At 63.1% G+C, this 24587-nt stretch carries 24 protein-coding genes; 9 read left to right on the top strand and 15 right to left on the bottom strand.

Features of this window, described 5'->3' with window-relative positions:
• Nucleotides 1–631 precede the first annotated feature (631 nt).
• From QP089_RS38370 to QP089_RS38335, 8 genes are all read right to left on the bottom strand, one after another.
• Nucleotides 632–1411 carry a class I SAM-dependent methyltransferase gene (locus QP089_RS38370; RefSeq protein ID WP_285918758.1) on the bottom strand — a complete coding sequence of 260 codons (780 nt, stop codon included), beginning with the start codon at nucleotides 1409–1411 and terminating at the stop codon, nucleotides 632–634.
• 444 nt (nucleotides 1412–1855) lie between these two features.
• The gene (locus tag QP089_RS38365) at nucleotides 1856–2626 is read right to left on the bottom strand and encodes a hypothetical protein (protein ID WP_285918756.1); all 771 of its coding nucleotides are present in this window, start codon (nucleotides 2624–2626) and stop codon (nucleotides 1856–1858) included.
• Nucleotides 2627–4024: 1398 nt separating this feature from the next.
• Nucleotides 4025–5170: a tyrosine-type recombinase/integrase gene (locus QP089_RS38360; RefSeq protein WP_285918754.1), complete on the bottom strand. Its 1146-nt coding sequence runs from the start codon at nucleotides 5168–5170 to the stop codon at nucleotides 4025–4027.
• 118 nt (nucleotides 5171–5288) lie between these two features.
• Nucleotides 5289–5468 carry a helix-turn-helix domain-containing protein gene (locus QP089_RS38355; RefSeq protein ID WP_285918753.1) on the bottom strand — a complete coding sequence of 60 codons (180 nt, stop codon included), beginning with the start codon at nucleotides 5466–5468 and terminating at the stop codon, nucleotides 5289–5291.
• Nucleotides 5469–5625: 157 nt separating this feature from the next.
• Nucleotides 5626–7425: an FtsK/SpoIIIE domain-containing protein gene (locus QP089_RS38350; RefSeq protein ID WP_285918751.1), complete on the bottom strand. Its 1800-nt coding sequence runs from the start codon at nucleotides 7423–7425 to the stop codon at nucleotides 5626–5628.
• Nucleotides 7422–7766, bottom strand: coding sequence for a hypothetical protein (locus QP089_RS38345; protein WP_285918749.1), 345 nt, complete (start codon nucleotides 7764–7766; stop codon nucleotides 7422–7424). Before QP089_RS38345 ends, QP089_RS38350 begins: the two co-directional genes overlap by 4 nt.
• 28 nt (nucleotides 7767–7794) lie before the next feature.
• Nucleotides 7795–7983 (bottom strand): hypothetical protein, encoded by a 189-nt coding sequence (locus QP089_RS38340; RefSeq protein ID WP_089324693.1) that lies wholly within the window; start codon nucleotides 7981–7983, stop codon nucleotides 7795–7797.
• 162 nt (nucleotides 7984–8145) lie between these two features.
• On the bottom strand, nucleotides 8146–8358 hold the full coding sequence (locus QP089_RS38335; protein ID WP_285918746.1) for a hypothetical protein: 213 nt from the start codon (nucleotides 8356–8358) through the stop codon (nucleotides 8146–8148).
• 180 nt (nucleotides 8359–8538) lie between these two features.
• Here QP089_RS38335 and QP089_RS38330 point away from each other — a divergent pair, with 180 nt between their 5' ends.
• Nucleotides 8539–9285, top strand: a complete 747-nt coding sequence (locus QP089_RS38330; protein ID WP_285918744.1) for a helix-turn-helix domain-containing protein — start codon at nucleotides 8539–8541, stop codon at nucleotides 9283–9285.
• A 1-nt stretch (nucleotide 9286) separates the two neighbouring features.
• Entirely contained in the window at nucleotides 9287–9763 is a 477-nt protein-coding gene (locus tag QP089_RS38325) for an NUDIX domain-containing protein (protein WP_285918742.1), read from the top strand.
• On the opposite strand, the gene QP089_RS38320 is transcribed toward QP089_RS38325, so the two are convergent.
• From QP089_RS38320 to QP089_RS38310, 3 genes are all read right to left on the bottom strand, one after another.
• Nucleotides 9647–10324, bottom strand: coding sequence for an HD domain-containing protein (locus QP089_RS38320; RefSeq protein WP_353070670.1), 678 nt, complete (start codon nucleotides 10322–10324; stop codon nucleotides 9647–9649). The two genes, QP089_RS38325 and QP089_RS38320, sit on opposite strands and share 117 nt — an antisense overlap.
• A gap of 53 nt (nucleotides 10325–10377) precedes the next feature.
• Nucleotides 10378–10830, bottom strand: a complete 453-nt coding sequence (locus QP089_RS38315; RefSeq protein ID WP_285918740.1) for a GntR family transcriptional regulator — start codon at nucleotides 10828–10830, stop codon at nucleotides 10378–10380.
• 309 nt (nucleotides 10831–11139) lie between these two features.
• Nucleotides 11140–11502: a hypothetical protein gene (locus tag QP089_RS38310; protein ID WP_285918738.1), complete on the bottom strand. Its 363-nt coding sequence runs from the start codon at nucleotides 11500–11502 to the stop codon at nucleotides 11140–11142.
• A gap of 174 nt (nucleotides 11503–11676) precedes the next feature.
• Between QP089_RS38310 and QP089_RS38305 the strand changes: the two genes are divergently transcribed.
• A complete protein-coding gene (locus QP089_RS38305) occupies nucleotides 11677–12396 on the top strand; it encodes a helix-turn-helix domain-containing protein (RefSeq protein ID WP_285918736.1) in 720 nt (239 codons plus the stop codon).
• Nucleotides 12397–12589: 193 nt separating this feature from the next.
• On the opposite strand, the gene QP089_RS38300 is transcribed toward QP089_RS38305, so the two are convergent.
• A complete protein-coding gene (locus QP089_RS38300; RefSeq protein WP_285918734.1) occupies nucleotides 12590–13459 on the bottom strand; it encodes a transposase family protein in 870 nt (289 codons plus the stop codon).
• A 252-nt stretch (nucleotides 13460–13711) separates the two neighbouring features.
• Here QP089_RS38300 and QP089_RS38295 point away from each other — a divergent pair, with 252 nt between their 5' ends.
• Both QP089_RS38295 and QP089_RS38290 read left to right on the top strand, forming a co-directional pair.
• A complete protein-coding gene (locus QP089_RS38295; RefSeq protein ID WP_285918732.1) occupies nucleotides 13712–16495 on the top strand; it encodes a restriction endonuclease in 2784 nt (927 codons plus the stop codon).
• A 234-nt stretch (nucleotides 16496–16729) separates the two neighbouring features.
• On the top strand, nucleotides 16730–18988 hold the full coding sequence (locus QP089_RS38290) for an nSTAND3 domain-containing NTPase (protein ID WP_285918731.1): 2259 nt from the start codon (nucleotides 16730–16732) through the stop codon (nucleotides 18986–18988).
• Between the two features lie 3 nt (nucleotides 18989–18991).
• Here QP089_RS38290 and QP089_RS38285 read toward each other — a convergent pair whose 3' ends face one another.
• From QP089_RS38285 to QP089_RS38275, 3 genes are all read right to left on the bottom strand, one after another.
• A complete protein-coding gene (locus tag QP089_RS38285; protein ID WP_285918729.1) occupies nucleotides 18992–19303 on the bottom strand; it encodes a hypothetical protein in 312 nt (103 codons plus the stop codon).
• A gap of 759 nt (nucleotides 19304–20062) precedes the next feature.
• The gene (locus tag QP089_RS38280; protein WP_285918727.1) at nucleotides 20063–20668 is read right to left on the bottom strand and encodes a DUF2637 domain-containing protein; all 606 of its coding nucleotides are present in this window, start codon (nucleotides 20666–20668) and stop codon (nucleotides 20063–20065) included.
• Nucleotides 20661–20882, bottom strand: coding sequence for a hypothetical protein (locus QP089_RS38275; protein WP_285918725.1), 222 nt, complete (start codon nucleotides 20880–20882; stop codon nucleotides 20661–20663). The genes QP089_RS38280 and QP089_RS38275 overlap by 8 nt, the downstream gene beginning before the upstream one ends.
• A gap of 319 nt (nucleotides 20883–21201) precedes the next feature.
• Here QP089_RS38275 and QP089_RS38270 point away from each other — a divergent pair, with 319 nt between their 5' ends.
• From QP089_RS38270 to QP089_RS38255, 4 genes are read left to right on the top strand one after another with little or no spacing between them, the layout of a single operon-like run.
• Nucleotides 21202–21633 (top strand): hypothetical protein, encoded by a 432-nt coding sequence (locus QP089_RS38270; protein WP_285918724.1) that lies wholly within the window; start codon nucleotides 21202–21204, stop codon nucleotides 21631–21633.
• Complete coding sequence (locus tag QP089_RS38265; protein WP_285918723.1) at nucleotides 21630–22673, top strand: peptidoglycan-binding protein; 1044 nt, start codon at nucleotides 21630–21632, stop codon at nucleotides 22671–22673. Before QP089_RS38270 ends, QP089_RS38265 begins: the two co-directional genes overlap by 4 nt.
• Nucleotides 22670–23380: an ABC transporter ATP-binding protein gene (locus QP089_RS38260; RefSeq protein ID WP_285918721.1), complete on the top strand. Its 711-nt coding sequence runs from the start codon at nucleotides 22670–22672 to the stop codon at nucleotides 23378–23380. Before QP089_RS38265 ends, QP089_RS38260 begins: the two co-directional genes overlap by 4 nt.
• Nucleotides 23377–24567, top strand: a complete 1191-nt coding sequence (locus tag QP089_RS38255; protein WP_285918720.1) for an ABC transporter permease — start codon at nucleotides 23377–23379, stop codon at nucleotides 24565–24567. Before QP089_RS38260 ends, QP089_RS38255 begins: the two co-directional genes overlap by 4 nt.
• Nucleotides 24568–24587: the final 20 nt, after the last annotated feature.

The following is a 24587-nucleotide window of genomic DNA, read 5'->3' as shown; positions in this document are numbered from 1 at the left end:
ACAGCCAGGTCGAAACCGCAGCATCCCGCACGCAGAGTCCTGGAATCTCGGACACCCCGCTGCCCGCCATCAGGGCCACCGCTCCGCGAGGCTTGGTACCCTGTGCCTCCTCGCCAGCCAATACCGTACACACGACCGAGCGAGACGTCGCGGCGCAGATGGGTGTCGATTCCAAGACCGTTTATCGGTGGCACGGCGGCAGCGTCCGTACGCACGGCACTGTAAACGCTTTACCGCATTGGTCTGCAGGAACGAGGCAGCCCTATGGCATCAACTCGCCGCTTGCGACCACCCGGGTATCGTCCGTGCGCGCACTGTCAGGGCAGAGGGCAGTGTTCATGTGCGGGTCCCGCCTGGGAACTCGGAAGGGACGCGTGTTGCGGAGCGGGGGAGTGACGAGGGCGCAGACGAGCCAATGGCGGCGAAGATCCGCGACGCCCTAGTCCACCACCGGCCAACCGGCGACGTGGACGGCGTTGGGATCCGACTCCATGACACCGTGCTTACAACGCGATCTACCGCGCCGATGACAACCTTCTGATCAACGCGCGCCCCTATGCACCGCGGTGTCCATGCGCCCGTATCGCACCTGCGATGCACCGATGCTTATCGAGGATAAGACCTTCCCTTATTATTGTGATCGTTTTCGAAACATTCCTAAGGTGAGTGCGGAAGGGCTGCAAACCGGGCCGGATGGGAATGATTGTTCTAACATTCTGGAAAAATTCTGTAAGCTGTGCTCGTAAGTTGCTCCATCTAGTTGCTGCAAACCGAAAAATGGTTTATCTCGCACTATATCGATCACTTCCTTATAGGAGCTGAACTGTAGCGTGAAATGTTCCTTGCAGTGATCTGTAAAAGTCAGGCCGATGGTTTCGGCAAGTGTCGCGATGTCGGTCATTGATTTATGGCGTGCTGCCTCTAGTGCTGCGAACTCCGGAAAGAATCGGTGAAAAATTTGAGATTGTAGATCTTCCGGCTCGGAAGCTACTATTGCTGCTATGCCCCCCGGTCTGAGTACGCGGTGCATTTCAGTGAGGCTCTGGAAGGAGTCCATAAGGTGGAAAGCGCACACGGTGGTAGTGAGATGGACTGAGTTGTCTCGGAATGGAAGGGACTCCGCCCGCGCCGTTACCCGTGTGCTGCTAGCTGGGTGGGCCTTGAGCATAAAAGTAGACATGTCGGTAGATATGATTTTTATTCGTGCATCCAGGGTGGAAAGTACCCGAGCCGGCTCTCCAGTTCCCGAGCCGATGTCGATGGCGATGATGTCACCGCTGGGCAACATTGAGTTGAGTCTGAGCATTATTGCCTCTAATGCCTTAAAAGAGTAGCGGAGATAGGCTCGATAATCCTTCGATAGGTTCTCTGCGGCGTCTTCTAAGGCGCGGTCGAGTGAATTGTCTCCCATGACTTTCCTAGGTTGGACGGAATTTGACCCGAGTTATACGTGGCCTCCCAAGCGCTCCCACTCTTCCCGATGATATTGACACGACTATCACCCTGTTAGTCCCCAGATCGTTCTTGGAGATCGAGATGACTCCCTCCTCTCCTGGAACTAACATAAAGGGAAACCGTGTTCGACCGTGCACCCGATCTGAAATGTCGATCTCAGAGTCTCTATTGAAGATCGTAACATTCGAAACATGCACCGATCTAAGCTGAATACCGAAGCTGTTATTGTTTTGAACTACCAGTTCAATGCTCTCCTCGCTGGGATCGCTGCGAACATAGATGTTTGGTCGACCACGGTATTTGAATCTGTCTGTCCAAATGGTGTAGGCAAGCGACCCTGCGGCCAGTGCTATCGTGAACAAGTCTTTGACTTCGATGTCGAAAGACGGCAACGGCTACCTCACTGGATTTTTCGGATTCTGTGGTGTAGGCGGCGCAACTGATGACTTACGATTCCGTCGACTAAAAATGTTTCCTCTGCCGCTTTCGCCAGGCTGATCGCACTGTCTGTATCACCGCATTCTAATTCAAAAAGAGCCTGCCCTTGAATGAGCTGGCCTTTTCGCAACAAAGGTGTATCCGACGTGACCAAATCGGCAGCGCGCTCCAATTCAACTTCCGCTGTTCTCCAATCACGCGATGGTCCACACAAGGCTAGGCGGGAGGCAAACGCATGGCGTGCTATTCGGAGGTCGTCGGGCTCTGCATGTCGCGACAGGGGCAGCATTGCTTTCTGTGACAGCTGCCTAGCGGTATCTATCTGCTCGCATTCTTCGAAAAAACGAGCTTTCCAGAACAGGCGTTCCGCTTGGAATGCCGGGGAGTCGATCTCGGATAGGGAAGCGTCGTAAGAGCGCACAATTTGACGAGCTATGGGAAGCCTGTCATTGTTGAGCAGTATCATGAGTTTTCCAATTATGGCTTCCCCGAATAACTCTCTGTGTTTTAGTTGTATCGCGAGCAGTTGTAGTTGATCGTAAGCGCCGATCGCCCCCTCGACAGAATTAGTGTCGCGGTGAACGACTGCAAGGGCGCGTAGGAAGCGGCAAATAAGCTGGGGATCCCTGTCGAAGGTGTCGGTTCTAAGGTGTCGCATCCTATCGAGATAATTCTTGGCGGATGATATTTTAGAGTCGACCAGATCGGACTCCGCTCGTTCGAGTAGTAGCACGAACGAGTCCGTCTGTTCTCTTTGTGGGCCCATGGGAGCTCCAGCGCCTAGTGCTAGCATCATTATTAGACTTCGGGTGTTGAATGTTCTGCGCGAGATAATTATTGTCCCCAGTGGAGCTGCCCTGCGGAGTGCCAAGGTGAATAGTATCCGAAAAGGGAGGTATTGACCAGTGATGCTTTCCTTCTTGAGTTGGGAGTGGCTGTACTGTTGTCCATATATCCAATGATAGCGAAGTTGTGCTAGTTAAACATGTGACGGTTGTAGCGATATTGACATAGATCTACAAAGGAGGCTTGTGGGGGCAAGTAGGAGGTCGTGGTCGCGTTGGGTTCCCGTCCACTGCCTCCTGTTCTGTGAATGCTTTCTCTGTTGTGCGGGCGTATGATCCTCTGGACCTCGCGGCGGTCGACATTATGCTTCTCGACCAGGCAGCGCTGGAGAGGAGCCGATGTGGGCCGTCCAACTGGCGGGGTACTCGGTGAGTGCGGCTTGTTCTGCGGTCTGCTCTACTTCGATGCTTGGTGGTTCGGGGCCCTCCGAGGCAATGCATTGCCCGTCCACCGGTTGTGCAGTGTGGCTCTCTGCGGCGCGGGGAGGAGCAGGAGGATCTCGACGGGGGCAGCTGGGCCCTTAATGCAGGCCGTGCGCTTACGAGGGCGGGACGGCGCTGTGAGTGGCGCCGTGCGCGAGGTTGGCGCCTACTGTCGCCATGAGGCCTACGGCGAGGCTCTTCTCGGCTAGGGCGGGTGCTTGCTTCCTGCAGCTTGCGTCCAGGATCGCCAGGGACGCTGCCTAGATGAGGCGGTTCACTGCGAGGGGACGAGGTGCGCGGTGGTGGCTGCCTCGCCGGTGGCGGACGAGTTCGTAGGCGTGGCGGTACGGATGATCGCGGCCACGCTGGCGAGCGTGATGACGGCGAGGGCTGTTGTGATTCGAGTGAGGGGGCAACCATGGGCCAGCTTCCTTAGCCGCTCTGCCACGCACGGGTCGTCCTCGCCGTGGGTGGTGACGTGTTAGGCGAGTATCAGGGCCGTGGTGGCTGCGTTGCGGTCGAGGGGCGCGGTCGGCCTGTGACGTGGCATCCGCGGTCTGAGCGGGTGGCGGTGGCGATGCTCTTGCCGTTCGGGATGACGGCCATTTTGTTCGATGATCTTGAGTTACATGGGATCGATCGCCTTCTCTCTGTCCGGGAGCCAATGTGGGTTGATGTGCTCTGACTCGCCACAATTCGGTCGGATGTTTTGGCTGGTGAGGGGATTCGCGCAGTGTCTTTCTCGGGCTTGGGGTGGTCTGTGCGCTGGTGGTGTGACTAATGCGGGTGCACCCGATGATCTTGCTGCGTGCCTGCTCAGGGGATCGGATGTCGTCAAGGGGAGTTCGGCCGGGAGCCAATGGCTAGGCTGACCTGGACTTGTCTCCGTTGAAGATGGCGTTCATCTTCTCGGCGCCCGTGGTGATGACGGGCCGGAGTTCATGCCGGTAGACGGTCTGCGTGGTGTGGGTGCCGGAGTGCCCCACAAGGTCGCTGATCTTCTCCAGAGCAACGCCCTGGTCACTCATGATGGACACGAACGTGTGCCGCAACTCGCGCGGCACCCAGTTCGAGCCGAGGCCGGCAGTGCGTGTGAGGCTCTGGAAGCGGCGTAGGACGTCGTCACTCGTGTAGGGCGCCCCGTTCTCTCGGCAGAAGACGAGGTTGTGTCCCTGCCACAGGTCGCCCGCTGCGAGTTTCTCTGCGGCCTGCCGCTTGCGCAGCGCCGTGAGCGCGTCAACGGCCATGTCCGCCACGGCGATGCCCCGGCGGCTCTTCTTGGTCTTGGTGTCACCCCCGTCCCGGTCGGAACGGAGAACGTAGACGACCTTCTCTTTGAGATCCACGTCAGCCCACGTGAGCGCTCGGAGTTCCTCCGTACGGAGACCCGAGACAATCGCGAGGATGACGTACGCGCCGAGTCGGTGCCGTGGATCCTGTGCTACCTGGAGAAGGGTGGTCGCCTGTGCCAGGGAGAGCGAGCGCGACCGCCTTGAAGGCCGCTTGCCTCTGGGGGTGTCCACCAAGAGGGCCACATTGCGCCCGACCTTGTCGCGCCGCTCTGCGAGCCGGATCGACCTCCGTAGAAGACCATGGACGATCTTGAGCGTCTGCGTGGTCATGCTCTCGGCGCAGTCGTCTAGCCACGCCTCAACGTCGTCGGCCGTGAGGTCGGTGAGCTTCACCTTGCCGATTCTGCCGATGATGTGATGATCGGCGAGACCGCGATAGGTCTTCATTGTCGCCTCGCTCTTGTCTTGCTTGGCGAGGTGGGTGAGCAGGGCGTTCACGGCCTTCTCGACTGTGTGGTTCCGCTCCTCCCTGATGCCCTTCTCTAGATCGTCGACGGCCTTGACGAGCTTCTCTTTGACCTGTGCTTTCGTCCGCCCCTTCCTCTTGAGCCGCTTGCGTTTGCCGTCGGGGCCGGTCCCGAGTGCGAGAGCGCCGGTGTACCCGTCGCCCTCCTCGTAGATCGTGCCCTCGTACTTGCCGATGAGGATCTTCGCCACCCGGATCCCTCCTCGTATCGGTCGAGGTCACCACCGACCATAACTCAAGACGTCCCAAGACGTCCCTAGGTTGGGAGGTCCGTTCGCGGTCATGCGCGGACGGACCTCCCGGCGGTTGTCAGCGGTTGGCCTCTTCGAGGGAGGTGACGAAATCGGCGATGTGCCGGTCGGTGATGCGGCGCAGCTTGCCGATCTTGATGCTGTGGAGTTGGCCGGTGCGGATCAGGAAGTAGACCTTGTCTCGGCCGATGTTGAGGATCTCGGCCACTTGCTCGACGGTGTACGCCTGCACGGTCACCACCTCCTCTCGCCCGAGGCGGTGTGCCAGGGGCGTGCGTGATGTGGGTTGGCGATCATCTCCTTGGTTGCGGACGGTGGTCGTCTCCGTCTCGTCTCACGGGTGTCTTTCGGCTCCTTACGTGCAGGCGCGCGCGTGAGACGAGACGTTGAGACGATCACGGAGTGTGGTCGGACGCCTTGTAGCGGCCTCGTCCGACCTGGACGGCGCGGCCGGTCTTCACCAGCTCGTTGAGGCGCCGGTAGAGGGTGGGCCGGCTCATCTCGGTGATCATGAGTAGGTGCGCGATCGGAAGCCCCTCGTCCGGCGCGCCGTCCAGGGCTTCCCGCAGGACGCTCTCGGCGCGGTCTTCCCTGGACGGCCTCAACGGTACGGAGGCGGCTGAGACGGGCCGCAGAAGCGGCGTACTGGCCTCGTCCAGCGCGCGCCGCGAGACCTCGTCCAGGACGGGACGTAGAGCCTCATGCCGCTGTGCCGCCTCGCTCACCGCGTCATCTGTGAGCAGGTAGGCGCGGCCTCGTCGGGGCGTGTCGTGTTCGGGTGCGGACAGCAGGAACTTGCCGGGCGCGTTGAGGGTGTGGGCGTGCCATCCGGCGTTGAGCATCCCTTGCCCAAGGATGAGGTCGACGTCTTTGCGCTCGCGGACGCGGAAACTCACCCGGACGTCCATCTGCGAGCGGACGGCGCCCTTGCCCATGGCCTTCTGCGTGGGGCGCTGCGTGGCCGCGATGAGCGTCACGGCAACCGCACGCCCACGGCGCGCGATCGAGTCCGTGTCGCTCGCCGCGTCCGGTGCGTCATCGGCGAGTTCGGCGTACTCGTCCACGACGATGACGAGCGCGGGCAACTCCGGCGTCGGATCCCAGACGCGCCGCCCGTTCGCCGTGAGCCACTCGGCGCGCGCCTCAAGAATCGTCACGGCATCGCGCAGCATGGCGCGGGCTTGCTCCGGCGTGGTGGCGAGCCGATCGATACAGGACGCCCACGGCTGCAACTCCATGCCGCGCTTGAGGTCGATGGCCCAGATGACCACGTCGCGGCACGCGCTGAGGTTGCCCATCAGGACGTTGATTCCGCCGCTCTTTCCCGAGCCGGCCACGCCTCCAATGAGCCCGTGACGACGCAGCAGCAGAACACGCGCACTCGTCGCGTCCTCGAACGGTCCGAGGTCGATCGGCTCGGTAATGGACGAGACGGACGGCCCGGGCCACGGAATCGCATCGGCGTGCGGGTCGGTGTTGAGCACCCGGAGTTCGAACCGGTTGGCCTTGTCGTCGCGTGTGGGGAAGACGCGCACCGCGCCGCGGAACGTCCCGAGCGCCGATTCGATCGCGGGCACTTTCGCGGTGACGTCCTGGATGGTCTGGCCACGGGCGAGCGCGAACCGCGCACGCCATCCCCACACGTCCACCACGGCGGACTGTGCACGGGAGCCGGCGAGCCCGATCGACTGCGCGATCTCAGGCCATGCGGCGATCTGCCGATCGACCCGCACCTTGGCGCGCCGCCGCCGATGCACCCACCACGGCATGGCAAGCGCGAAGCCACCCACGGCGAGCACCTGGGGCAACGGCGAGAATGCGATACCGAGCGCGGTCACCGCAGCCAGCCACCCACCGGCCCCCATGACCACGGCCGCGCCGTACAGCCGTTCCACGCGCAGGGCGAGCCCGAACCGGTCACTGAACATCGCCAGCACCCACGCGGCCACCGTCGCGAGGACGAGGAGGTACGGCCACCAGTGCGGGCGAGCCGCATGGAGGACGAGGCCCGAGACGGCGAGCGCGGTCACCAGGTACAGGGGAGCGAGTTCGGACCGGTACCGCCACAGCGCCCGAGCCACCAGCACAGCGGCGATATCGGGGAACTGGTCTTCACGGTCGATGATGACCATCGGTTGGAGCCCGTTGCGGCGCATCTTCTGTGCGTGCCGCCGCATCTGCCGCGTCCGGCTCATGAACGCCCCCACGCGTCCGGCGGAAGGTGTCCCTGGGCGCGCAACTCGTCGCGCAGGTAGTACAGCGGGTCAGGTTCGGCGTCACGTTCGGCCTTGAGGGTGGCGCGTCCCGCGGCTGCCAGGTTCGCGCGGTCACGGCGCAGCCTCACCAGCTCGGCTCTCAGGCGCGACACCTCGGAGACGAGGGCGGGGGAATCGGCGAGCGCGGAATTGATGCGCAGCCACAGATCGGCGATGGACGGCATCGCCTCCGACAGGGCAGAGACGATTTCACGGGCGGCGAGGTTGCGGGCACGGACCCCCTGAAGGTCGACCTTGACGTGCTGAGGGATGTCGGGCACTGGGGCATCACTCCCTTCCAGCGGGACGTCAGTTCTGAGAGAGGGACTGGACGAGGACGGTCACCAATCGGCGGATGTCCGGGGCGGCGCTGGTCGCGGCGAGGAAGAACCCGAACAGCAGGCACACCGCGACGTGCCACGCGCGCAGGCCCATGTAGCGCCACGCGAGCCAGACGACCGCGCCGAGGATGGCGACCAAGGGAATCGAGACGTTCACGCGCTCACCCCCTACGGCCACATGTCGGGACGGCCGGGGCCGCGCCCGCGCCGCATCCAGCGGGCGCGGGCACGGCACTTGCGGCACCTGCGGTTGCCGGGGTCGACTCGCGCGCCGCACGGGCAGCGGTGACCGGTGATGAGACGAGGCATCCGCATCGGGTCACCGCCCCGCCGGAACGCGCTCGGGAGCGTCGTCGCACGTCGTGCGCGTGGTGAGGACGCGACGGGACGCGTTGCCGATGCGGGACGGCGAGGAATCGCGCCGCATCGCGCGGCGCTCCTCGGCGTGGATGCCGATGACCAGCATCGCGAAGATTCCGCAGGTGGAGCCGGCGAGGAAGACGGCGACGATGGAGGCCAGAACGAGGATCATTTGCGACCACTCCTCTCGTAAGGCCCGTGTCCGGCGGGGACGGTTCGGGCGGTCGGTGCTGCGGTGTGAGAAGAGAGTGCGCCTGACCCGTGGGACGGGATCACTACATGACTGGACGTGTTCATGACGTCCTCGTAGGGTTGACCGCGTCCCAGGACGTCCCGGATTCGGACAGGTGCCTTGCCCAACGAACGCCTACGCGCCGCGCTGCTTCAACGGGGCATGACCCTCGCCGCGCTCGCCGAGGCGATCGAGGTCGATCCCAAGACCGTCGAACGGTGGATCACGCAGGACCGCACTCCGTACCGGCGACACCGTTACGCAGTGGCTTCTCGTCTCGGCGTGGATGAGACATACCTGTGGCCCGAGGCTCTGACGAAGGAACAGATCACCTCGGCGTCCGACAGCGAGCTTGTCACCCTCTATCCGCATCGCTGGGCCGTCCCAAGGGACGCGTGGGGACGTCTGTTCGCCGAAGCGCAAAACGAGATCGGTATCCTGGTCTACAGCGGCGTCTTCCTCGCCGAGGACACCGGCGCTCAACGCATCCTCGCCGACAAGGCCAAGGCCGGTGTTCGCGTCCGCATCCTCCTCGGAGACCCGGAATCTCCACAGGTCGCCGAACGTGGCGAGGACGAGGGCATCGGCGACACCCTTGCCAGCAAGATCCAATACGTGATCGTGCTGTACAAGAAACTGCGCGTCCTGGAGAACGTCGAGTTCCGGTTGCATGGCACGGTGCTCTACAACTCGATCTACTTCGCCGATGACCAGATGTTCGTCAATACGCACGTCTACGGCATAGGCGCCTCAGATGCCCCGTTCTGGCATCTTCGCCGGCTCCCCGGTGGCGAGGTCGTCACGACCTACATGGAGAGCTTCGAGCGCGTCTGGGAAGCCGCCAAGCCACTACCACCGGGGGACTGACTTGGGCCGCAGGATCGACTACTACGACGACCCCAACGCCCCCGAGGCCAACAGCCTCGTCCCGTCCGTCAACGTCGTCGTTGCCAACGACAACGGTGAGATCCTCATGATTCGCCGCACCGACAACGACAACTGGGCGGTACCGGGAGGCGCGATAGACCTGGGCGAATCCGTCGCACAGGCCGCGATCCGCGAAACCAAAGAAGAGACCGGCGTCGACTGCGAGATCATCGGCCTCGTCGGCATCTACTCAGACCCCAAGCACCTGATCCACTACACGAGCAACGACGAGGTCCGCCAGGAGTTCTCGATCCTGCTCACAGCGCGCCCCATAGGCGGCGAACCCCGCCCAAGCGACGAGTCAAGCGAAGTCCTCTGGATCCCCGCCGACAAGGCCGCAGACAGGCAAATGGACCGATCGATGAAGCTCCGCATCGGCCACTACCTGGAGAATAGGCAACAGCCGGTCATCACCTGACCGGCTCATCGGTGCAGACATCAGCTCGTCCCGAACGCGGTGAACGGCGCCGATGATGTGCGGGGACGACGTGGTGATGGAGCGGGTGACGAGATGGCCGTCACCGTACCGGGACAGGATCTCCGAAAGCCGATCCTCTACCGCCAACTCCTCACCGTCCGGACTCGTGGTCATGTCGCAGTAGATGAGTGAATCCGTCAGTTCCGGAGGCTCGGTCCCGAACTCGCTCGTCAGCTCGTCGACGAGCCCGCGTTCCCGAGCCTCCACAACCGCGCATGAGTGATGAGCCACGAGCCGACACAGATGCTCGTCCGCGTAGTGAGCGTCCCGCAGGAAGCGCGCGCCGTCGAGGGGATGGAACCCAGTCACGACGAGGTCAGGCGCGTACCCGAGGTCGTGCAGCCAAGCGGCGGCCTCAAGCAGGCCAGCACGGTCGCCGAGTAGGGGCGCGAGCGTCCTAGCCTGGCGAGCGACACCTTGCGTGTGCGCCCAGCGGCGCGGCAACGCGCTCTCCAGGTGATGACGTGCGATTTCGCGTGCCCACTCGGCGGTGCTGTCCATGTCCCTGACGCTACGGGCAGGTCACTGGACATCCACGGACGCCGCGGGACCATCTAGGGACGTCTTGGCAGGACGAACCGTCCCCGACCGTGAACGCACTCCACCAGACCAGCGGCCTCCAACCGCTCTAAAGCCCGCCTCGCGGTGAACCGCGCGACGCCGTAGCGCTCGCAGATCCTCGCCTCGCTCGGCAAGCGACTGCCGACCGGCAACGAGCCGCTCTCGATCAGCCCCCTAAGGTCAGCCGCGATGCGCTCGTACGTCGGCCCGACGTTGTCAGCGGGAACGGACGGCACGAACCTGCCCAGGCCCGTCACGACCCTGATCAGCCCCTCGTCCTGGAGCAGCCGCAGCGCACGCCGTACTGTGTCACGGGCCACGGCGAACTCTCTGCTCAGCTCATGCTCTCCAGGCAACCGCCCGCCAGCGGGATAGGACCCGTCCGCGATACGCGCCCGCAATACCTCGGCGATTCTTCGGTACGCGGCACCCGAGGCACGTGTCACCGTGCACCCCACCACACACGTATGAGGCCCAGAGCGGCGACCACTCTGGGCCTCACCTGACCTCGGACTCTCACCCCAGATCCACGAAGGCGCCGAGGATGCGCCGAGCAAGCCCACGCCGATGCTTCCCGCCACCGCCTTCGGTACTCGCCGTAGGCGGGCGGGAGGCAGGGTGGTGCGTGGGCATGCTCGCAGGGGAGACAACAACCCACCGCCCCGCCGCGTCCGCCTGCGGACGAGGGCTGACGGTCCTTCGCGAGGGTTGTGGCGGCGAGCAGGTACGCCGATGCCGTCCAGCAGCCCGCGCCATCAGAGCGTGCCCTCCACCGCGGGAAGGCTGTCCCGGTCGGCGAGCCTGCCCTTGATCCACACGACCGCGTCGACGATGCGCTCGGCTTCGGTGATCGGGTGCCCCGACGAGTCGAAGAACCAGAGGTGACCGCCGTCCCGATCGAAGGGCCGACACGTGATCTTGTCGGACAGGACGGGGTTCTCATCGCAGCAACCGGGCGCGTCCGGATTGCGCACTGCCAGTCCCGCCGAGGTCAACTCGACGACAAGGCGATGCGCACGCAGGTGAGCGCCGAGCGCGGCCAACCGCGCCTCGGCCACGCTCAGACCAGAGAAGGACGTCGGCTCGGCATCGGTCTCACGGGGCCGGTCGAAGGACATGGGGCCTCCTCAACGAGGTTGCTTGGGGACTTGACCGCTGAGAAACCGCAGGTGCGGCACCTCGGGCGTGTCCAGAAGCCTCGTTGGCCGGCCGGGACCTCTCCACCGGCAACTAGGGACGTCTAGGGACGTCTTCTGTTAGCGTCAGTCCTACCTTGCATCTCGGGAGGTCCGGTGAACGACCTGTTGCGGCGAGCCCTCGAAGAGGCCCAGCTCACCAAAGACGACGTGGCCAAGCGTCTCGACGTAGACCCCAAGACCGTCCACCGCTGGCTGTCCGGCCGCATCCCCTACCCCCGCCACCGAGCGACCCTCTGTGCCCTCCTGGACCACACCGCAGACGACCTGTGGCCCCAGCTCTCCGCACCGCGCCCGCTCCCCGAACCACCGGGCGCCCAGATCCTCGCCACCTACCCGCACCGCTGGGCCGTCCCCCGAGCCGTCTGGCAACACCACTTCGCCAGCGCACGCCACGAGATCGGCATCCTCGCCTACGCCGGCCTCTTCCTCGCCGAAGACCAAGGCGTCATACGAACCATCGCCGACAAGGCCCGAGACGGCGTCACCGTCCGCATCCTCCTCGGCAACCCAGACGGCCCCCGCATCTCCGAACGAGGCGCAGACGAAGGCGTAGGCGACTCCCTAGCCGCCAAGATCCGCAACGCCCTAGTCCTCTACGAACCCCTACGCGACCTCGACAATGTAGAGATCCGCCTACACGACACAGTCCTCTACAACTCCATCTACCGATCCGACGACGACCTCCTGATCAACCCCCACGCCTACGGCATCCCCGCATCCCACGCCCCCGTGCTCCACCTCCGCACCACCCAGCCCAACGACATGGCCGCCACCTACCAACACAGCTTCGACCGCGTCTGGCTCGGGACGTGAGTACCAACGCCGTATCAGGAGGACACAGCTCCCGCAAAGGCCGCAGCCTGCGATCTGCCTCTACACCGCTTGTCCATCACGGACTGTGGGTAACCAGTTCCTGACTATCCACGGGAACCTAGGGCCAGATCCACTACTAACGACCTCGTGCATGGTTGTGGTGGCGTGTCGGGTATTCGCCGAGCGACCGAAGTTATGCCTGGAGTTCGGCCGGGTGCGTTGCGGCCTGTTGATGGGACAGCAGTGCTGCAGCGGCTTTGGCTATGTCGGCGAGGTGTTCGCGGCGGCCGTGATGGCGGGCGAGAGAGCGCCAGTTCTTCAGGTGGGCGATGCCGTGTTCGACCCGGATGCGGCGGACGGAATGGGCGTGGCGCTGGGCGGCGTGGAGCTCTTCGTACCAGGCCGGGGCGTTCTTGCGGAATTTGCGGTGCGGCGGTGTCACTACCTGACCGGCGGTCTCGGCACCCAGGCCCTGGTAGCCGGCGTCGGCCAGGATCTGCACTGGCGGACCGGTGGCCAGTAGCTCGACCAGTCCCGACCGGCGGGCCTGGGTGATGTCGGCGCAACTTCCGGGCTCGGCTTGTCCGCAGAAGAGCAGGTGACCGTCTGCGTCGGTGATCACCATGGCTTTGATTGCGTTCTGCTTGTTCTTGCCGGAGACGAACACGTTGCGGTCCGGCCGTTTGGCCGCCGGTCGGCGAACCCTGACCTCGGTGGCATCAATGATCGCGGTTTGCCCGCTGGCGCCCAGGTACTCGATCACCTCGGCCAGCGTGCGCAACCAGATTCCCGGCTCGACCGTGCAGCCACGGTCGGCCAGCAGCGGCCGGACCTCGGCGATGGCTCGGGTGATGGTGGATCGGCTGACGCCGAACCAGCAGCCCAGCACATCGTGGGTCACCCCGTGCCGCAGATGGATCAGCGTGGCCAGCAGCCGGTCCACGAACAGCAGCTTGTACTTCGCGCCAGCACCCACTGCGCGCCTCCGCGGACGAGCGGCCAGCACCGCTTGGTGCCGCTCCTGCCACACGGGCCCGACCTCCGCCACCAACTCGGCGATCACTGTCGGCGACAGACCGGTGATCCGACGATTCCCACAACCACCGCACGAGCCACCGACCGGACCATCCGACCATGATCAACGATCAGGAACCCGGCCACCACCACAACCATGCACGAGGTCGTTAGTGGTTGCAGGAGCGACCAACGGTTTTATACGTGCGGTGACTCGATATACGGTCAGTCCCAAATTCGCAGCCGCAGTGCAATCATCTAAGCAGCGGCCTCTGCTGGCCTGCTGAGGTATCTTTAAGCAATGGAACAGATCGCTGTGGACACCGCTGCTGTCGTTGTACTGGCTGAAGGGCCGTCGGCGGGGGAGATATCCAACAAGCGCGGTCATCTTTTCGAGAAGTTTATTGCACAGTTGCTTGCAACACAGGGCTATGGCGAGCCACGGGCAGAAAACCTCGATGTTACGAGCGAAGGTATAGAACTCGACGTTGAGGCTCGCCACACGGTTACGGGCGAACGGGTTATCTGTGAATGTAAATCCTATAGCTCGAATATACGTGTTCCACTCCTGACGTCATTCCTCGGAAAGTTTGCGCTTGCTCGCGCTGATGATCAGCGTATGCATGGACTTTTTATTGGGATCCCGCGGCTGACCTCGCAGGCTAAGGAGCAGGCAGAGGCGGCGCGAGTTAAACTCCCAGGATTTCAGTATCTAGGCTCGTATGACATCTGTAGACTGCTCGAAGCGGCCAAAATACTGCCCAATTGGAACGACGGTCCGTCCATTAAATCCGATCCAACAGTTGTCATCACAGAGCATGGCATTGTCATGGCTGCATGCGAGTTGGATCCCGAAACCCGCCGTGCATTTAGATGGCTAGTGTGGTCTCGTAACGGAAGCGTTCCATCGCCAATTATCAGCTTGATTGAACGTGAGTTGGCGCAGGGCCTGCCGGTGACGTCTATCGGTGTCCAGAGAGCTGTAGTCCCAATACGGGTGCCGTCGCCCCCGAATATCGTTGAAGTGCAGGGCAGTTCCTCCGACTTCGAATATCAGCTTCCGGCTGCACCGGAATTCTTTGTCGGTCGCAAAGCTCTTTCGCAGTCCCTTATCGGTAGAATCGTGACTCGGGCAAGCGGTGGATCGATCGTTATCAACGCAAAGTCGGGCTGGGGTAAGAGTTCGCTCGCGCTTCAGTTGAAACGAGAAATAGAGAAGGCTGGCGGCGTAGCGCTCGTCGTCGACACTAGGACGGCCGAACGGTCCGATTTTGTCGCGGCCGCAATTGAGCGTGTCGTTCGCAGGGCGGTAGACCGGAAGATTATCGAACTGCCAAGCGATGCCGCTTTCAGTACACTTCAAAGTGTCGTTGAAACACTAAAAGGCGCATCATGGAGCACACCTGCAAAGCCTCTCTTCATTGCTTTTGATCAATTCGAAAATGTCTTCCGCGACCTGGGGCTCACGCGAGAGTTCAGAGACCTGGCCTTCTTGGTACGCGAACTCAATGCTCCGTTGACCGTCAGCTTCTCATGGAAGACAGATTTAGTCGGCTGGACGGAAGGGCATCCATACCGTTTTCGTGATGAAATCAGAGATGTTTCGTCGGTCGCAATTCTTAATCCGTTCGGCCCTCGCGAAGTCGAAACTCTTCTTCGCCGTCTCGAAAGGTCGTTGGGAAAAAAGCTAAACCGGGACCTGCGTCAGCGTCTACGCGAGTATTCCCAAGGGCTGCCATGGCTATTCAAGAAGTTGGCCGGCCATGTACTGACAGAAGTTGGAAGCGGGATTAGCCAGGACGAGCTTGCACGACAAGCCCTCAATGTTCAAGGACTTTTCGAAAGTGACCTTGCACGGCTGAGTCCTGGCGAGGAGTCACTGTTGCGTATGATCGCTCAAAGTGCTCCAGTAGCGATTGCCGAATTGGAGGATTCTGTCGCTTCTAGCGCTCTGCTGGAGAGTCTTCTTCACCAGCGCCTTGTTGTGCAAGTGGGAGATCGGCTCGACACCTATTGGGATACTTTCCGTGATTTTCTCAACACTGGCCGTGTCGCCCTTGAAGACTCATATGTCGTCCGATATGCACCGCTTGGTGCGGGACGCCTTCTTCGGGTAGTGGTTGGTGCTCAAGGGAGCGTGAGCGTTCCTGATGCCGCTCGAGAATTGAACACGACGGCCACCGTGGTGCATAACTATGCCCGTGAACTGCGTCTGTTTGGAGTTCTTAGTTCCGAGCCGAATCAGGTTGTAATAGAGGCGGAGATAATGGCCGCTCCAGACACGGAGAGCGCCATTAGGGCCCGCGTCGGACAGGCGCTTCGCCGCCATAAAATGTACAAGCTCGCCATTGAGTTACTGAACCAAGAAGAAATCGTGCCACTTCAGAGATTCGCCTCTATGCTGCCACCCGAGTTTCCAACCGTGGAGGCGAAGTCCGATAGCTGGTTCACCTACGCACGCTCGTTCTGCCAGTGGATGGAATACGCGGGCCTGGTACGACTTCGCCGAGACGGGATGGTGCGGCTTGTTGATCACGACGACGAACCACCAGTAAGACTTCTAAGTGGGACTGTTCCCGTACGTGTGCGAAGCGCCTTCCCGGGCGCGAATCCAGGCCCTTCATTGCAACTGTTGCTACATCTATCCAATCCTTCCGCTCACGCTCGTCCTTCCAAGAATGGATTCGCGAACGCCGTTCGGGATCTGGCTCTGCTCGGTGTCATCGAAAGAGACGCAGGCGAGCGTATTGTTCTCTCGGAACTGCAGCTCGTGGCAGATGGTGAGATTGATCCGAAGCGCCTACGGCCTATCGTTGAACGACAGCGGGGCATGCGTAAGGCTTTTGAGTGTCTGGAGAGGAACCCGGGTGCTTCGCCGCGCTCACTCGGTGCAGCCCATCGTGATGCCTTGGGTGCTGACTGGGCGGAAAGTACGCTGCTCTCCGTCGGGAAGTTTATACGAAGCTGGGCACGAGCCTGTGGCATCTCCACGGAGCTGCGTGCCGCAGCTATTACGCAGCCTCCCTCTACGGAGGAACTCTTCGGACAACATACAGCAGCAGGAAATAAAAACTGGAGCGTGTAAGCTGGCGAATTTGACGAGAACCACTCGGCCAAACTGTTGGTTCGCATATGACTTGCAGGTGCGTTAGTCGACTCTGCGCCGTAGCTAGGTAACTAAGCCGGCACTGCGCGAAATGTCCACTCGCGCTTCTTTGAAGGACATAATCCATGTATACAGACAGAGAGGCAACAGGTGGCGTCAGCAACTTCAGGTCTAACGACCGCTCCGGGTTCTCCTTACTTTGCCCTGCATACGTTGACCTGGCGTGATTTTCAGGATCTATGTGTAGCAATTCTCCGCCATGTCTGGGGCCAGTCGGTAGCATCGTTTGCCGACTCGAATGACGGTGGCCGTGATGGTGTCTTTTATGGTTCATGGGATAATTCGCGACACGATGAGCCTAATGAAAACATTCCGGCAGCACCATTTGTCATTCAATGCAAACACAGTCAAAGTGAAGGTTCGACGCTATCTTTTTCCGCACTAGAAAATGAATTTGAGAAGATTCGACTGCTGGTGACACAAGAGATGTGCTCAACATATGTCCTTATGACCAACGCTCGCGTGTCCGGGGTATCAGAGGGGCGAATCAGGAAACGAATAAAAGAATGTGGCGTAGAGCACCTGTTTATTTTCGACTCTCAGTGGATCTGTGACACCATTGCCTCACACCGCACGCTTAGGACCTTTGTGCCTCGTGTCTACGGTTTGGGTGATTTGTCTCAGATTCTTGAAGATCGGGCATGTGAGCAGGCCAAGATGCTGATGACCTCAGCTGCAGGCCAGATTTCAACGTTCGTTGTCACCGACGCCTTTCGAAAAGCAAATACGGCTCTCCGGAATCACGGATTCGTACTATTACTGGGTGAGCCTGCCGTTGGCAAGTCTGTAAATGCACTTATGCTTGCGATGGGGGCTATTGACGAATGGGATTGCATCGTTGTTAGGGTGCGAACATCCCGAGACATCGTCAACCATTGGAACCCGCATGAGGGAGGACAACTCTTTCTGGTTGATGACGCGTTTGGTGTTGTTCGCCATGAAGATAACCTGACTCGTGACTGGTCGCGGGATATGCCTGCCATCATGGCAGCGATCGATGCCGGCGCGAGGGTCATTCTGACTTCGCGCGACTATATCTACAGAGAAGCTCGCCCCCAGTTGAAAACCTACGCCTATCCGTTGCTCGAAGAACAACAGATTGTGATTGACGTTGCGAATATTAGTAAATCTGAGCGTCGGCAGATAGTTTACAATCACCTAAAAGCCGGTGATCAACCTCGTGACGTTCGAGCTGCCATGAAGCCCTACCTTGAAGTCGCTGCAGACACCGAGCCATTCCGTCCAGAAGCCGCTCGACGTCTCGGGCTGCAGGCGTTCACTCGTAACCTAGAGGTGAGTCGGCGGGGACTTGAGCTATTCATGGCTCATCCGGGCCAGTTTTTGAGTGAGGTTTATAGTCAACTGAATGCGGATGCTCAGGCAGCTTTGACCCTCATATATGTATCGTCATCTGGGTCTCTTGGCGGTCCAATCGAACTTGATGCCGCTCGCCGTAGCTTGCTTGAGCAGATTGGCTCAACGCTTGCCGGGGTAAATAGAGCCTTGGCGGTCTTGGATGGGCCATTCGTGAAGCAGGCCTGGCAGAGTGACGGTCGACCCCTCTGGTCTTTCAAACATCCAACCTTGAGAGAGGGGTTTGCGGCGTGGCTGGCGCTACAGCACCATCTGCTGATTAATGTTCTCTTCGGAATGGATGATAACGTTCTGCTTGAACGTACAGATTGTCTAACTCCAGGTGAGGAGGAGCGGCCGGGTACGCTACTGCGGATACCTGCTTTTCTTTATGATGAAGTCTCCCAACGTCTGGCTAATATGTTTGAGAAGTGGCCGGGGGGGTCCTGTTGGACGCATGACGCTCTCTTCTATCTTTGGAGGGATTGTAGCGATGAGATGCTGGAGTCTTTCCTGAACGTCCATCCACAGGTACTAGATCGGATAATCGTATTCGAGCCGTACTGTGAATTCGTTCCGGAGCCTAGGGTGTTGGCTCGGTTTCATCGGGCGGGCCTTATCTCTGATGAGGTTCGGGAGGCGGCTATCCGTCGCATGGCCGATCTTGCGGTAAAAGTTATCGATCCTGCCTGGGTGCGGAGCGAATGCTGGGAGTGGGATGTGCTCCTTAAGGACGAGGATCGGTCACGCCTTTTCTGGCTAGTGCGCAATTTGCTCTTGCCTCGTCTGGAAGAAGCGCTCGAGGAGGGTTGGGCGGACGATGTGTTTTGGCGTGGTGAAGAAGGTCTCACTGGTGATTTCGGTGTGGACGATGCACTTCATGCATACTCGTCGGCCTTCAGAAATATTGGTGAGATCGAGATCGCGGATAGATTTGCCAAGGCGGTAGACTTGAATAGGATGAAATCTCACGGTGTACACAAATTTAGGTCTGAGGTGCTTCGCTCTCCGAGCGATGGAACAACGTCAGCAAGTATTTTCGATGACATTGACGGTTGAACATCATGCGTGTGTTTTAAATGACTCAGAAGTTGAGGCGAGAACCCCGGGGGCATCATAGTGCGGCTGTTCCCGGAGCCCCGTTGTTTCATGCCTGTGGGTTTGTGCTGTGTCGGTGATGATCTGTTTGACTCCGCGGCGGTCGATGTCGTGCTTCTCGGCTAGGTAGCGCTGAGAGAGGGGGCGGCCAGGGTCACCGTCCAGGTGGACGGCGTAGAGGTGCGGCTTCATGACACTGTGCTCTACAACTCGATCTACCGTGCTGGTGACGTTCTTCTGATCAACCCGCACGCTTTCGGCATTGTCGCCTTCCACGCACCGGTGTTGCACCTGCCGGGCGCGGAGGAAGGTGATATGGCGAGTACGTATCTAGATAGCTTCAAACGCGTGGGGGACATGGCTCGGGTGTCGTCATGAGGAAAAGCCCACACCCCATCCGGGCGTGGGCTTCTCCTCATGGGTGTCTCAGGGGTTTGGAGGCGGCGCATTGGAGAACGCCCCACAGATCGCCATGAGAGTGAGAATTAGGGCGGTCGTCCCGAGGGCCACGCCTACGCCTGTAGCGATGATCACACCCGCCTTGCCTCCGATCATAAGGAGGATGATGATCACTAGACCAGCAATGACCCCAATTGCGACAGCCAGCCAGATATAGGTGCTTTGTGCACTGTGGTTCACGGCCCGTGTACTCCGTTCCTCCTAGGCCAGCGAACCTGGGGAGTGGTGAGGGCGTACCTCAGCTCCACCAGGCATAGGAAATTCCTGGTAGAACCGGGCCGCCGCCACCTGGAAACGGAGGTCGGATCTGATCTTGCTGATCGCCACGGGCTGTCCCCGCCCGGGCCTTCGGGCCACTCAGATGGGCCCTGGTGCTTTTGGCGCCATCCCACCAGGTGGGGGGTGAGGATTTTCACTCCCCTGGGGCGACGCATCTCCTGTCGCCCGGCTTCGCTCTGCCGGGTGATCACAGGATACGCGACGATCCGGCCGATGGCACCTGCTCGGGCATAAAGTCGCCGACTCGGCGAGTTCCCCTTATCGGCTCAGCGGATACACGTAGGCCCAGGTCTCGACCTAGCCGGGACGGTGCGTTGCGGTGACGATCTTTTTGACCTTGCGGCGGTCGATGTGGTGCTTCTCGGCCAGGTAGCGCTGGGAGAGGGGGCGGCCTGGGCCGTCCAGGCTGGCGAGGTACTCGGCGAGTACCGCTTGTTCCGGGGTTTGCACCGCTTCGGTACATGGTGGAGTCGGGTGTTCCGCGGTGGTGCGTTGCTCGTCCTGGGCTGGTGCGATGCGGGTCGCTGCGGCTCGGGTGAGGGTCATCAGGAGTTCGAAAGAGCCGACTAGGGCGAGTGCCGGCCATGCGCTGACTACTGCGCCTATGGCGCCGTGGGACGTGCCGTGCGCCACGTTGGCGCCTACCGTCGCCACAATGCCCACGGCAAGGCTCCACTTCGCCAACGGTGGTGCGAGTTGCCTCCGGCGGCTTGCGTCCAGGATCACCATGGACGCGGCCCAGATGAGGCCGTCCACGGTGAAGGGGACGAGGCGGGCTGTGGGGCCGGACTCGCCGTGGGAGTGGACGAGTTCGTAAGCGTGCCGGTACGAGATCACGGCTGCCACGGCGGCTACCGCCACCACGGCGAGCGCGGTCGTGATGCGGATGAGGCGGTCAGCCACGGCCAAGCTCCCTCCGCCACTCGATCACGCACGGGTCCTCCTCGCCGTGGGTGATGAGGCGTTCGGCGAGCATCAGGGCCGTGATCGCCGCGTTGCGGTCGAGTGGGCGCGGCCATGTGGTGACGTGCCATCCGCAGTCGGTGCGGGTGCCGGTGGCGATTGCCTCGCCGTCCAGGACGACGGTCATCGTGTCTTCGTTGATCTGTAGGGACATGAGCGCCTCCTCTCAGTCCGGGGGAGCCACGGGAGCCAGAGCGGGGAGCCAATGAGGCTCGACGTGCTCTGACTCACCGCGACTCCGCCGGACGTTTCTGCTGGTGAGAGGCTCGTCCGGCGACGCCCCCAGACTTGGTCCGATCTCCTCAGAGCGAGTGCGGCTAATGCGGGTTTAACCCTCGGGTGGGTTTGGTGGGGGTGTCGGCCGTGGGGTCGGCGGGACTGGGAGGTGTGCGATGCGAGGTCTTGGGGTTGTTGTGGCCGGGGTCGTTGTTCTCGGGGTCGCCGGGTGCGGGGGCGGCGGTGATGGGGACGGGGTGGCCAGTGCCGGGGGGACGGCGGCGAAGGCGAGGACGTCGGCGTCGCCGAGTCGGTCGCTGAGTCCGGAGGACGCGCAGCTGAAGTTCGCGCAGTGCATGCGGCAGAACGGGGTGGACGTGCCGGACCCCGGGAGCGGGCACGCCGAGACGATGCGGATCGGGAAAGGGGGCGGCCAGGAGAAGCTGCAGGCCGCGTTGAAGAAGTGCCAGTCGTGGCTGCAGGCGGGCGGGAAGCTGCCCGATCTGAAGGATCCGAAGGTGCGCGACCAGTACGTGAAGTTCGCGCAGTGCATGCGCGAGAACGGGATCGACATGAAGGACCCGGCCCCCGACGGGACCATCCAGATTCCGACGGGGAAGGTGAGTCAGGAGACCGTGAACAAGGCGCGGGAGGCGTGCAAGAACCTCGCTCCCGGGGCGGGGAAGTGAGGCGCGCCGTGGCGGCGGGCGGGGTCGCGGTCGTCGTGGTGACGGCCGGTGGGGGAGTGCTCGCCTGGACGTCCGGTGGCGGGCGTGCCGCGGAGCCGCGGCAGGTGCCGCTCGGGACGGCGGCCGTGACGCGGGGGGATCTCGTGGACACCGAGAAGGTGGACGGGAGGCTCACCTACGACGACGAGCGCGAGGTGTGGGCCGGGACGTCCGGGGTCGTGACGTGGGCGCCGCAGCAGGGCGCGACGGTCAGGAGGGGCGGGACGCTCCTGACGGTCGCGGGCGATCCGGTCACGCTGATGTACGGGGGCGTGCCGATGTACCGGGTCCTGCGGGACGGTGATTCGGGCAAGGACGTCCGGGAGTTGGAAGAGAACCTGCGGGCCCTCGGGTACGGGGGGATGACCGTGGACGACGAGTTCACCGGTGCGACCGAGGCCGCGGTCGAGGAGTGGCAGGACGACCGGGGCCTCGAGCAGACCGGGACGGTCTCGCCGGGCCAGGTGGTGTTCCTCGACGGTGCCGTGCGGGTGAAGGAGGTGAAGGCGCCGGAGGGGAAGCGGGCCGTGCAGGGGCAGCCGGTGCTGACCGTGGCCGGGACGCGGCGGGTCGTGCACATCGATCTGGATGCCGACAAGCAGGACATGGCGCGAAAAGGGGAGGAGGTGCGGGTCGAGCTGCCCGGTGGGACGACCGTGAAGGGAACGGTCAGCAAGGTCGGCAGCGTCGCCGAGACGACCGGGTCGGGCCAGGACCAGAAGACCACCGTGGACGTCGACGTGTCGCTGAGCGGCAAGGGCACCGGCCGGCTGGACGAGGCGCCGGTCAGCGTGGAGCTGGAGAGCGAGCGGCGCAAGAACGTGCTGTCGGTGCCGGTGGAGGCGCTACTCGCGCTCAAGGAGGGCGGCTTCGGGCTGGAGATCGTGGATGCGGGGCGGCGCCTCGTCCCCGTCAAGACCGGGGCGTTCGGCGGCGGGCGGGTCGAGGTCGAGGGCGACGGGATCCGCGAGGGCGTCAAGGTGGGGGTGCCGGCCGGATGAGGCTCGGAGACGGCGCGGCCGGCGACGCCATCGTCGAGCTGGCCGGGGTGACGAAGGAGTACGCGAGCGTCGCGGCCCTGCGGGGCGTGGACCTGGTGATCGGGGCGGGGGAGCTGGTCGCGATCGTCGGGCCGTCCGGGTCGGGGAAGTCGACGCTGCTGCACATGATCGGGACGCTCGACCGTCCGACGGCCGGCCGGGTGAGGGTGGCGGGACACGACGTGGCCGGACTGAGCGACCGGGAGCTGTCGGCGCTGCGGGCCCGGCACATCGGGTTCGTCTTCCAGCAGTTCCATCTGGCGCCGGGCGTCAGCGCGCTCGACAACGTCGCGGACGGCCTGCTCTACACCGGCAAGGGCCTGAAGGAGCGGAGGAAGCGGGCGGGCGAGGCGCTGGAGCGGGTGGGTCTCGCCGGGCGGGCGACGCATCGCCCCCACCAGCTGTCGGGCGGCGAGCAGCAGCGGGTCGCGGTGGCGCGCGCGGTCGCGGGCGGCCCGGACCTGCTGCTGGCCGACGAGCCGACCGGCAACCTCGACACCGCGGCCGGGGCCGGGGTGCTGGCGCTGCTGGACGAGCTGAACCGGGCCGGCACCACCGTCGCGATCATCACGCACGACCTGGACGTCGCGGCCCGCGCGCCGCGAAGGATCAAGGTCCGGGACGGGCGGGTCGTCGCGGACGAGCGGGCGGGGGTGGCGAGCCGATGAGCGGGCTCGCTCCGGCGCGGCTCGGGCCGCGGGACGTGGTGCGGGTCGGGCTCGGCGGGCTGCGGGCGCGTCCGGCGCGGGTGGTGCTGTCCGCGCTCGGCATCGCGATCGGGATCGCGACGATGGTCGCGGTCATCGGGATCTCCTCCTCCAGCAAGGAGGACCTGCTGCGGCGGCTGGACCGGCTCGGCACGAACCTGCTGACCGCCAAACCCGGCCAGACGCTGTTCGGCGACCAGGCGGAGCTGCCCGAGACGGCGCCGGAGATGGTCCGCCGGATCGGGCCGGTCACCGGCGTCGGCGCGACGGGGGCGGTGGACGCGACGGTGCGCCGCACCGACCGGATCCCGGTGGAGGTCACCCAGGGCATCGCGGTGCAGGCGGCGTCGCCGGACCTGCTCGCGACGCTCGGCACCGGCGTCGCGGACGGCCGGTGGCTGAACGCCGCGACCGAGCGGTATCCGGGCGTGGTGCTCGGCGCGCAGGCGGCGCGGCGGCTCGGTGTGGACCGGACGGGCGGCCGGGTGTTCCTCGGCGGGCGGTGGTTCGTCGTGCTGGGCGTGCTGCGGCCGGCGGAGCTGGCGCCGGAGATCGACCGGTCCGCGCTGGTCGGCTGGGACGCGGCGCGGCGCTACCTCGGCTTCGACGGCCATCCGACGACGATCTACGAGCGGTCCACGGACGCGTCGGTGGACGGCGTCCGCGACGTCCTGGCCCGCACGGTGAACCCGGAGAACCCCGAGGAGGTCGAGGTCAGCCGGCCGTCGGACGCGTTGCGGGCCAAGGCGGAGGCGGCGGGCGCGTTCACCGGGCTGCTGCTCGGGCTGGGCGCGGTGGCGCTGCTGGTCGGCGGGGTCGGGGTGGCGAACACGATGGTGATCTCGGTGCTGGAGCGGCGCCGCGAGATCGGGCTGCGCCGCTCGCTCGGCGCGACCCGCGGCCAGGTCCGCGTCCAGTTCCTCGCCGAGTCGCTGCTGCTGTCGGCGTTCGGCGGGGCGGTGGGCGTGCTGCTCGGCGCGGCGGTGACCGCCGGGTTCGCGGCGGCGAAGGGCTGGCCGCCGGTGGTGCCGGCGTGGGCGCCGGCCGGCGCGCTGGCGGCGACGCTGCTGATCGGGACCGTCGCCGGCCTGTACCCGGCGATGCGGGCGGCGCGGCTGTCGCCGACGGCGGCGCTGGCCACGGTGTGACGCTCCCTGGCCATGATCCG

Origin of the sequence: Actinomadura opuntiae (assembly GCF_030283205.1) — a bacterium.
GTDB lineage: Bacteria > Actinomycetota > Actinomycetes > Streptosporangiales > Streptosporangiaceae > Spirillospora.
This window is presented reverse-complemented; position numbering and strand designations above follow the sequence as displayed.